This is a genomic window from Tabrizicola sp., assembly GCF_022842145.1.
Taxonomy (GTDB): Bacteria; Pseudomonadota; Alphaproteobacteria; order Rhodobacterales; family Rhodobacteraceae; genus Tabrizicola.
Window position 1 is genome coordinate 170,275 of record NZ_JALHQD010000009.1, and the last position, 10,212, is coordinate 180,486.

8 protein-coding genes are annotated in these 10,212 nt (G+C 54.9%); 7 read left to right on the forward strand and 1 reads right to left on the reverse strand.

Going from position 1 to position 10,212, the window contains the following annotated elements; genetic code table 11:
• The first annotated feature begins 26 nt into the window (after positions 1 to 26).
• The 4 genes from Q0C42_RS18880 to Q0C42_RS18895 all read left to right on the forward strand — a co-directional run bounded on the left by Q0C42_RS18880 (position 27) and on the right by Q0C42_RS18895 (position 2,729).
• Positions 27 to 800: a hypothetical protein gene (locus tag Q0C42_RS18880; protein WP_295079653.1), complete on the forward strand. Its 774-nt coding sequence runs from the start codon at positions 27 to 29 to the stop codon at positions 798 to 800.
• A gap of 127 nt (positions 801 to 927) precedes the next feature.
• Positions 928 to 1,140, forward strand: coding sequence for a MerR family transcriptional regulator (locus Q0C42_RS18885; protein WP_295079655.1), 213 nt, complete (start codon positions 928 to 930; stop codon positions 1,138 to 1,140).
• A complete protein-coding gene (locus tag Q0C42_RS18890) occupies positions 1,140 to 1,559 on the forward strand; it encodes a hypothetical protein (RefSeq protein ID WP_295079657.1) in 420 nt (139 codons plus the stop codon). Before Q0C42_RS18885 ends, Q0C42_RS18890 begins: the two co-directional genes overlap by 1 nt.
• 114 nt (positions 1,560 to 1,673) lie before the next feature.
• Complete coding sequence (locus Q0C42_RS18895; protein ID WP_295079660.1) at positions 1,674 to 2,729, forward strand: tyrosine-type recombinase/integrase; 1,056 nt, start codon at positions 1,674 to 1,676, stop codon at positions 2,727 to 2,729.
• Here the strand turns inward: Q0C42_RS18895 and Q0C42_RS18900 are convergent.
• Complete coding sequence (locus tag Q0C42_RS18900; protein WP_295079663.1) at positions 2,693 to 3,169, reverse strand: hypothetical protein; 477 nt, start codon at positions 3,167 to 3,169, stop codon at positions 2,693 to 2,695. The genes Q0C42_RS18895 and Q0C42_RS18900 overlap by 37 nt on opposite strands.
• A 217-nt stretch (positions 3,170 to 3,386) precedes the next feature.
• Here Q0C42_RS18900 and Q0C42_RS18905 point away from each other — a divergent pair, with 217 nt between their 5' ends.
• From Q0C42_RS18905 to Q0C42_RS18915, 3 genes are read left to right on the forward strand one after another with little or no spacing between them, the layout of a single operon-like run.
• A complete protein-coding gene (locus Q0C42_RS18905) occupies positions 3,387 to 5,408 on the forward strand; it encodes a site-specific DNA-methyltransferase (protein ID WP_295079666.1) in 2,022 nt (673 codons plus the stop codon).
• On the forward strand, positions 5,409 to 8,117 hold the full coding sequence (locus Q0C42_RS18910) for a DEAD/DEAH box helicase family protein (protein WP_295079669.1): 2,709 nt from the start codon (positions 5,409 to 5,411) through the stop codon (positions 8,115 to 8,117).
• Between the two features lie 32 nt (positions 8,118 to 8,149).
• Positions 8,150 to 9,910, forward strand: a complete 1,761-nt coding sequence (locus Q0C42_RS18915) for an AIPR family protein (protein ID WP_295079672.1) — start codon at positions 8,150 to 8,152, stop codon at positions 9,908 to 9,910.
• Positions 9,911 to 10,212 lie beyond the last annotated feature (302 nt).

Genomic DNA, 10,212 nt, shown 5'->3' on the forward strand with positions numbered 1-10,212 from the left:
CGAAAGGCGGCCCCTACGATCCCTTTATGCTGGCTGATGACAAGGTGGATTCCCTCAACGCCGTAGTGGGCAAGCTGATTGGGCGTGAGCACAAGCCGCGCACGCTCTTTGGCCAGTACACTCCTATCATCGACGTTTCTCGCGCAAACGTTCACGAGTCAAAAAAGGAGTTCATGGTCGAACTCGCTGCCGTGGAGGCTGTCATGGCTAGTCTGAAATCGATCATTGATCAGATCGTTCCGGACGATGAGAAGGACACTCCAGAACGCAAGGCCATGCTGGATCGACTTAGCTTGGCCATTGAAGGAAAGGCGGTTCAGCACGCCCGGCAGAAGAGCCTAAATTCTGCCGGTGACCTTGCCCTCAAGAATATTTTTGACACAGGTTTTCACTATGGCACGATGCGTTTAATCATAGCCATGTATCTGATTTATCGTGAGCACCTTGCTGAACTGAAGGATCAGGAAGCGCAGTTCTGGACAGTGTCCAGCCGCCCGCCCAACTACTACGCACGCACCATCGCACTGAGGCTTGCGCGTCTCTATTCTAGGGAAAACGGCAAGCCGCCGACATTTGGCATGTCGCGAGAAGGAAATTTTCCATCGACGGACTTTGGCCGTGCGCTGGAGGAGGTGTTTCGTATTTTGGAAATCAAAGCATCCGTTCGGAACGCGGCGACATGGGCGATTGCACAGTTGACCGATGACGATCTTCGGCAACCTGTGAACGCTCTAGCCGGTCTATTGGGGTTTCCTGACCGAAGTCTATTGCCCATCGCGAATGCGATGATGGGGCGCTAAAAGGGGCTTCCAAAAGGCTTGCAAGCAAAGCCCTTCTTTCACCCGGTTTTCGGACTTTCACTCTTTGTTCCCAAGGACGTTGGAACATGCTGAAACGCTCTCAGCTTAATGGCAGAGGACTGAGAGTATGCAAAACCTGTTCGATACTAACCGGAACTATGTCCTAGGCGACCCTGAGCTTGAGTTGATCGGCGACCGCGACAAGCTGGCTCAATGGCGGCACAAGGGCACTGGCCCCGCCTTCTATCGCCTTGGCCGCAAGATCATCTATCGTGGTGTAGACCTGAACACGTGGGCCGAGGCCAGTCGGTTCGACCCTGGCAAGGAGGGGCGCGCCTGATGGCCCGGCGCGTTTCAGCGCGCCGGGTCAAGATCTATAGCCAGTACACCTACGATAGCGCGGCAGACTTGCTGGGCGTGTCTACGCAGACTGTGCGGCTATGGCGGCGATCAGGCTTGCAGGTTCTCGACAGCCTAAAGCCGCACCTGATCCTAGGCTTTGCGCTGAACGACTTCATCAGCAAACGGTCGAAAAGGCCAAAACGTCGATTGGCGATGGATCAATTCCTGTGCATGGCCTGCAACGCCCCAAAGCGCGCCTATGGCGGCATCGGTGACTATCAACCCTACACTGCCGCGCGCGGAAGGCTAGAAGTGCTTTGTGAGACCTGCCACGGGCTATGCGGCAAGTTTGCCAGCCCCGCCCTTTGTGCCGAACTAGCCCCGATCCTGTCCATCACGATACGCAACAGGGAATGACCCTAAAGGAACCGTCCAACCCTTGCGTAAACCATCACTTCCGACCCCCCGCTGAGTCGGGCGGAAACGCGGGGCAAACCCGCCCTGATGTTGGTCAGAACAGGAGATCATTTGATGGCCAGATTTGTTGAAGAGAATGAGCGGATCAAGCACGAATACGCCACCTATCTGCGCCATGCGAAGGGGCAAGATAACACTTCCATCGACAAGGTGCAGGCGGCGATCCGGCGGTTCGAGGAAAGTACCAAGTTCAAGCCCTTCAAGAAGTTTCACCGGCAACAGGCGATGGACTTCAAGGCCTACCTGGACCGGCAGAAAAGTGCGGCGACGGGTAAGCCGTTGGGCGCTTCAACCGTCGATGCAACCTTGCGTCTCGTGAAGGGATTCTTCCATTGGCTGGTAAGCAGGCCGGGGTTCAAACGGGTTCTGACCTATCCCGATGTTGAGTACTTCAACAACACGCGCAAGGACGGGCGGGTAGCCCATGAACAGCGCGAAATCCCTTACCCTTCGGTGCAGCAAGCGGCTCATGCCTTCCAGGCCATGCCGTTCGAGACCGCATTCCAGATGCGCGACAAGGCGCTGTTCGCGTTCTTCATGCTGACCGGCGCACGGGATGGCGCAGTGGCGTCCCTGAAGCTCAAGCATGTGAATATCGGACTTGGTCATGTTTTCCAGGACGCGCGCGAGGTGAATACTAAGGCGGCCAAGACAATCCACTGCCAGTTCCTCCCTGTCGATCCGGCCTATCGGGACTGCTTTGCGGCTTATGTCACCTACCTGCGCGAGGTGGCGATGTTCGGGCCAGAGGATGCCCTTTTCCCAAAGGCAGATGTGCAGGCCGTAAAGGGCAAAGGCTTCACCAATGTTGGACTTTCGCGGAAGGGCTTCTCTAACGCCGCCAAACTGAACACGATTATCAAGGGGGCCTTTGCCGCCGTCCAGATGCCGCAATTCACCCCGCACGCCTTCCGCAAGACGTTGACCGAACTGGGGGACGTGCTTTGCCAGAACTGGACCCAGCGCAAGGCCTGGTCACTGAACCTCGGGCATGAGAATGAGGCGACCACAGTCAATTCCTACCTGCCGATGACCACACAAGGGCAGTTGGACACGATCCGAAATATGGCAGGTCAGGGCGGACCTTCCAAATTGCCAGAAAGGGCCTGAATGGCCAGCGACGTTGCCTTGGCCTTTTGTAGCAACGCCTCCAACGCCAGCAAATCCATGGCATCTACGGTCGCTCCCTCAGCGTCCAGTTGCTGAAGCAACTGCCTGCCCTTGTGTTGGACGTCATCAATCGGGGAACGTTTGAACAGGCCGAATGACGTTGGCGCACTCAGCGTCATCGGCTGCTTTCGTTCATGGCTGGCCCAACTTGCCCGGTAAAGCTGGCAGGAAAGCTCAAGCGAAACTTGGGTTTGCCGCGCGTCACTCAGAGCGGCTTTGGTCTGTATCCGAAGGTTGGTGAGCTCGGCCTGCTTTGCGTGAGCAAGCCCCATAGCGGACGTTTGATACGCCAGATGCGCATAAATCAACGCAGCGATGGTGATGGCGACACCCAAGATTTCCAGCCATTGGAGCGTAATCCAGTCCAGGACAGTGTCCATCAACTCCCCTCTTCCGCAAGCGGCGCTTGCCAGCATTCCGCTTCCATATGGGTACCCCTGCCAGCCCCGCAATATGCGATGAAGTTTGTCCTTGCCCGAACCTTTGGCTGGGGTGGCCGCGACAGTTGATGCCCCCGCGCCGGACGGGCGGGCCATCGCTTCCGAAAGGCGCCTGTTATCCTTCCCCTAGACGTGCCGCCTGTGCCAGAACAATGGCATGATGACAGAACGTGACAGAATCGACGAAACGTCGCCCGACATGAAAGCCGAACTTCTTGCCCGCTTGCGCGCTTTGGTTCCCGAAGCATTCAGCGATGGCCAACTTGACCTTGAACGCTTGGGCGAACTTGCGGGCGACGCGGTTGCCACCGGGCCGGAACGATACGGGCTGACATGGCCGGGCAAGCGTGATGCTATCGCGATGCTGCAAGCGCCGTCGCGGGCGACGCTGGTTCCTGAACCGGGGCAATCGGTGAACTTCGACGAAGCGCAGCATGTGTTCATCGAAGGCGAAAACCTTGAGGTTTTGAAGCTTCTGTACAAGTCGTACTTTGGCCGCGTGAAGCTGATCTACATCGACCCGCCGTACAACACCGGCAACGACTTCATCTATCACGACGACTTTTCGGACCCGCTTGCCGCCTACCTGACCCAAACCGGGCAGATGAACGAAGACGGCGACATGAACACAACCGCGCCCGAAAAGGCTGGGCGGTTTCATTCGAATTGGTTGTCGATGATGTATCCGCGCCTGTCGATGGCACGGCAGATGTTGAAGGATGAAGGCGTTATCCTGATCAGCATCAACGACGCCGAAGTTGCGAACCTTCGCCAGCTTTGCGACGACGTGTTCGGCCCTGAAAACTTCATTGCGCAAATGGTGTGGGAAAAGGGCCGAAAGAACGACGCAAAGCTTCTGTCGGTTGGTCACGAATACATTCTGGTTTATGCACGGCTGTTGTCTGCGCTGAAAGAAGCCAAGACCGTTTGGCGCGAAGAAAAGCCGGGCGCGCGGGAAATCTGGGATGAATACGTGCAGCTTCGCGCCAAGCATGGCGACGACACAAAGGCCATAGAATCTGAACTTCAAACCTGGTTCTCTGAACTGCCGAAGTCGCATCCATCAAGAAAATGGAGCCGATACAGACGCGTTGATAAGAACGGACCTTGGCGGGACGATAACATTTCTTGGCCGGGTGGTGACGGGCCACGCTATGATGTGTTTCACCCAAAGACCAAGAAGGCATGTGCTGTGCCAGAGCGCGGATGGGTTTATGCGTCACCTGAAACGATGGAACTGCGCATAAAACAAGGCATAGTTGAGTTCCGCGAAGACCATACCGAGCCGCCCTATCGGAAATCGCACATTAAACCAATCGCACTAGAATTTGACGACGAAGAAGCCGAAGAATTCGATGAAGACGAAACCAGTGACGATGCGGAGCTGGCGACGCAAGTTCGGGGATCATACTTCTACGCTCAAGCACAAGTTTCGGTTAAATATCTAAGAAAGCTTATGGGGGCAAAGGTCTTTGACAATCCCAAAGACCATGAGGAACTATTGCGGCTTTTCAAGTACATGGCGACTGGTGACGAGCCGCCAATAATCATGGATTTCTTCGCCGGTTCGGGTTCAAGCGCCGAAGCGGTGATCCGACTTGCCGCCAGTGGAATGCCGGGGGCTAAGTTCGTTGCCGTTCAACTGCCCGAAGCCGTGAACCCCAAGGAACGCACGGGCAAAGCGGCGCTTGCCGCCGGATGGAAGACGATCACCGAAGTAACCCGCGAACGGCTGCGCCGGGTGTTGAAGGCCGAAGACTTGCAGGCAATCCCACAGGGGTTCCGCGCCTTCCGTCTGACCACAACCAATATTCGCCGTTGGGCGGGAACGAAGGACATGACGCCCGAAGGCTACATCGCACAGATGGAGGCCTTTGCCGACACGCTGTTGCCCGGATGGAAGCCCGAAGACGTGATCTGGGAAGTCGCTTTGCGCGAAGGTTTCCCGCTTACGTCCAAGATCACCCCGGCGGGCAACTCTGCCCCGAAAGGGTCTTGGCGTGTGTCCGACCCGGAAACCGACCGTGCTTTTACCATCTGCTTGGCCGAACACATCGACCTTGAGCAAGCCAAGCGTCTTGGCCTGACCAAGCCTGACCTGTTCGTGTGCCGCGACACGGCGATTGACGATACAGTTGCCGCCAACCTTGCGCTGCAATGCACCTTGAAGGTGCTGTAAATGACGGAATTCCGGTTCGACGGGGCGCAACAGTTCCAAATTGATGCCATAGCGGCGGTAACGGGCCTTCTGGACGGGCAAGGCCACATTGGGGCTAGGCTGGTGCCAGCGGCGGGTACGACGGTTGTACCGAACGCCTTGGACCTGTCCGACGAACAGGTGTTTGAAAACCTTGTTCAGGTTCAGACCAACGCAGGCATAAAGCCAGACACCGCCCTTGGCATGATCGAACAGACTGTCGATTTATTCGAAGGCAGGGGGCAGGTGCGGTTCCCGAACTTTTCGGTTGAAATGGAAACCGGCACGGGGAAAACCTATGTCTATCTGCGCACGATCCTTGCGCTTGCCGGGCGCTATGGCCTGACCAAATTCATCATCGTCGTGCCGTCTGTTGCGGTGCGTGAAGGCGTGTTGAAGACGATCCGGCAGACCAAGAAGCACTTCGCAACGCTGCCCGGCCTGCCGCCGTTTCATTCGTCGGTTTATGCTGCCCAACCGGGGCAGGTGCGCAGCTTTGCCGCGTCGAACGCCGTCGAAATCATGGTGATGACCATCGACGCCTTTTCGCGGGAACAGAACGTTATCCGCAAGGGGCAGGAAGGCAACGCGCCGGTCATCCATCTGTTGCAGGCGGTGCGGCCTGTGCTGATCCTGGACGAACCGCAGAACATGGAAAGCGAAAGCCGGGTTGCCGCATTGGCTGCGCTGAACCCGCTGTTCGCCTTGCGCTATTCGGCGACGCACAAGAACGCCTACAGCCTTGTGTACCGCCTGTCGCCCTATGACGCCTACCGGCAAGGCTTGGTCAAGCAAATCGAAGTTGGTGCGGCGATTGCGGAAGAAAACGCGAACCTGCCCTATATCAGGTTGGAAAATATCGAAATCGTCGCGAAGAAGCCCGTCGCAGAAGTGACGGTCGATGTTCAGGCGAAGTCGGGCAAGGTCACGCGCAAGACGATGAAGCTGAAACAGGGCTTCAAGTTGTGGGAAAAGACCAATCGGGCTGACTACGAAGGGCTTGAGGTTGCCGAAATCAACTATCAGTCGAAGTTCATCCGGTTCACGAACAACGTTGAAATCGCGATGGGCGCGGAAACGGGAACCCAAAAGGAAGCGATCCTAGAAGCGCAAATCCGGTTCACGGTGCAAACCCACATGCGCAAGCAAAAGCGCATTCGGGACATGGGCTTCAACGTCAAGGTTCTGTCGTTGTTCTTCGTTGATCGGGTCGAAAGCTTTCGCGACGACAACGGCTTTATCCGGCAGTTATTCATCAAGGCGTTCAACGAATATAAGGCCGATTTCCCTGAATGGCGGGACAAAAACCCCTTGGACGTTCAGGCATCGTACTTCGCATCGACGACGAACAAGAAGGGCGTTGTCTCGATTGTTGAAAAGGAAGTGCCCACAAACGACAAAGACAAGGCTGCACAAGCCCGCGAATTCGACCTGATCATGCGGCGCAAGGAAGACCTGATCAGCTTTGACGAACCCGTGTCGTTCATCTTTTCACATTCCGCCCTGAAAGAAGGTTGGGATAACCCGAACGTCTTTCAGATTTGCACTTTGCGCGAAGTTGGAAGCGAAACCGAACGTCGGCAACAGGTTGGCCGGGGCGTTCGTCTACCCGTCGATTGCGTGACCGGCGAACGGGTTCAGGATGCCCGCGTCAACGTGCTTACCGTATCCGCAAGCGAAACTTATGAAGGGTTTGTCAGCCGCCTACAGGGGGAAATCGAAAAGGCATACGGCAAAGACGGTGTGCCACCGAAGCCCGGCAATGCGCGCGACAAGGCGTACTTGAAGCTGCGCAAGAACCATCTGTTGAAGCCCGAATTTCAAGAACTGTGGGAACGTATCAAGCATCGCACACGCTATTCCGTGGTCGTCGATAGCCCCAAGCTGGTTGCCGATGTTGTCGCCGAAATGTCGAACATCAAGGTTCGCCGCCCGCGCATCGTTGTGCAGGTTGCAGGGGTCAACGCCAAAACCGGCGCAGACATGTTCGAAGCCATCCGTTTTGCCGATGCAAGCGTTGCCATCGACCTTGAAGGCCGGTTTCCCATTCCGAACGTCATATCCATTGTGGAAAATTTGATGGAAGCTACGTCGCCACCGATGCGCATCGGGCGGAAGACCGTGCTTGCCATTTTGAAGGCTGCGCCTGATCCGAAAGCCGTCTTGGACAACGCGCACGAATTTGCCGCTGCATTGGTTGGTATCATCAAGACCAAGCTTGCTGATCAACTTGTTGGCGGCATTCAGTATGAACGGGATGGCACATGGTACGAACAGACGCAGTTCGATGACCTGATGGAAGCCTTTGCCGCGAACGTGGTGAAAAGTGAAGCCAACACCTACGCAGGTGGAACCCATGTTTATGAAGGCGTGGTTGTCGATTCCGAAACCATTGAACGGCCCTTCGCCGAAGCCTTGGAACGCGACGCCCGCGTGAAGCTATACGTCAAGTTGCCCGGTTGGTTCCAGGTACGAACCCCGATTGGCGGGTACAACCCGGATTGGGCTATCGTGATGGATACCGGCGAAGGCCAAAACCGGCTGTACCTGGTTCGTGAAACCAAGGGCACGACGACGCTTTCCGATTTGCGGCCCGATGAACGTCGCAAGATCGAATGCGGCAACAAGCACTTCGTCGATACTTTGGGGCAGGACTACAAGGTGATCACGAACATAATCCAAATACTGTAGCGGCATTAATAGAAACGAAGGAAGCAGCAGGCATGTATGATTTTATCAAAGCTCAGATTTCAGCAGACTACTTCAAGCAGAAATTTGCCAACGACGGGCAAAGGTTCGTCGCATGGTATCTGCGCAATATACTTTTCCGCGACATGAACGAAACCCGTGATGACATTACCGACGGGGCGGACGACAAGCAAATTGATGCGCTGATCATAGACGACGACAAGTCGCTTGTTCGGATCGTGCAAGGGAAGTTCACGCAGGGCGGTTCGGTCGATGCCGAACCCTTGCGCGAAGTGTTTTCTTCATGGCTCCAAATCAAGGATTTGGCACGGCTTCAAAACGTCGCGAACCCGAAGTTGGCGCGCAAGCTTGCCGAACTGGCAAACGCTCTAGACGAAGACTACGAAATTTCCTTCGAACTGATTACGACAGGAGTGCTAACAGAAGCAGCACAACATGACCTTCAAACCTTTCAAGAAGAACTTGCCAAGCTAAGTGAGAACGAAGCTTTCGATGCGACAATTCACGTTATCGACGCCGAAGAACTGAAACGCCGTTACGACTACGCGATTGAAACCGACAACCCAAGCATCAACTACAAACTGGAGCTTACTGGTGTGCAGTACATGTTCCATGAAATCGCGGGAACGCCAGTTGTGATTGCCGCCCTTCCATTGAAAGAGTGTATCAAACTGCCAGGTATTAAGGACGGAACGCTTTTCCAAAAGAATGTCCGTCAAAGCCTTGGTTCAAGCAATGCGGTCAATAAGGGCATTCGCAGTTCAATCTTGGGTGATAAGCGCAGCGACTTCTTCTTTTTCCACAACGGCGTAACAGCCCTTTGCAACAAGATGCAAATGGATGGCGAAACGCTCACGCTTTCCGGCCTTAGCATCGTGAACGGTTGTCAGTCTTTGAACACGATCCTTTCATGTAGCGAAACGGTGAAGAAAGTTGACGATGCCTTCATTCTGTTCCGCTTCTACGAAATCCCCCAACGGGATAGAGCGGACAAGATTTCGATCAACACGAACTCGCAAAGCGCGGTTAAGGCCAGAGATTTGCGCAGCAATGACAAGCGCGTTCTAGCGATAAAGAAGGCGTATGAGCTGAAATACCCAACGGGTTATTTCGTGACGAAGCGGGGCGAAGCTGCGCCCGCCGATAGGAACAAAGATCATGTCGTTGAGCTTTCGGCTTTTGCAAAGAATCTTGTCGCTTGGCAGACCCTGCGTCCGAACCTTTCCTACGGCGAAACGAAGATTTTCGACAAGTATTTCGAAACGCTGTTCAAGAACAAGGACTACCCACCCGAAAATGTGTTCGCCCTGAATACATGGATGAACGAAGTGCAATCAGCATGGGTTCCGGCAAATCCGCTAAGTCTTAATGAAACTCTACTCGCGATGAAAGCTTATGCCCCGTACCATCACTTGTATGCAGTCGCGATGATCTTCGCAATTTCAAGCAACCAGTCGGACAGGGTGCCAAGTGCCCACAAAGCCCTTGAGTCTGCACAATCTGCAAACATGGTTGATGAAATCGTTCGTATAGCTGGAACCTGCTTGAATATGGCGCTTGAAGCGGCGGCAAATGAAACGCAACCGGCAAATCGCGTTTTCAGCCCGCAGAACTGGGTGAAGTCGAAGGCCTGCCTTGCTGGCATCAACGGAGCGGTTCGCAACTATCTGAACATGCTCAAAGGATTTCCTGGCGGCGCAGACGTGAAGAAGCGCTTGGACGAAGCGGCGGTACTGCCAGTCGAAGCTTTTGAGTATCGTCTTTCAGCTGACTGAGACCGCATGGTTGAAAGCGCTCTGACGCGGATAGCGGGTTGAGTGGTGGAGGTGCGTTGGGCTAGATGCTGGCCCGGCTTGCTTGGGCAATCTTGGGTTGATGTGGTACTATATGTGGTATGGATTTCTTGAGGCTTAAGATATAGTATATTAAGCAAACACCTATAGATGAGCTTAGGCGGACTCACTGTCCGCCACAATCCCCTGATTTATCTCTAAAGATCAGATACTTAGGCCGGAAATTGGGTTGCCTCAGGTTACACAAGAGGTAACACAAGCGTGGCCGTCATCATCCGATCAGG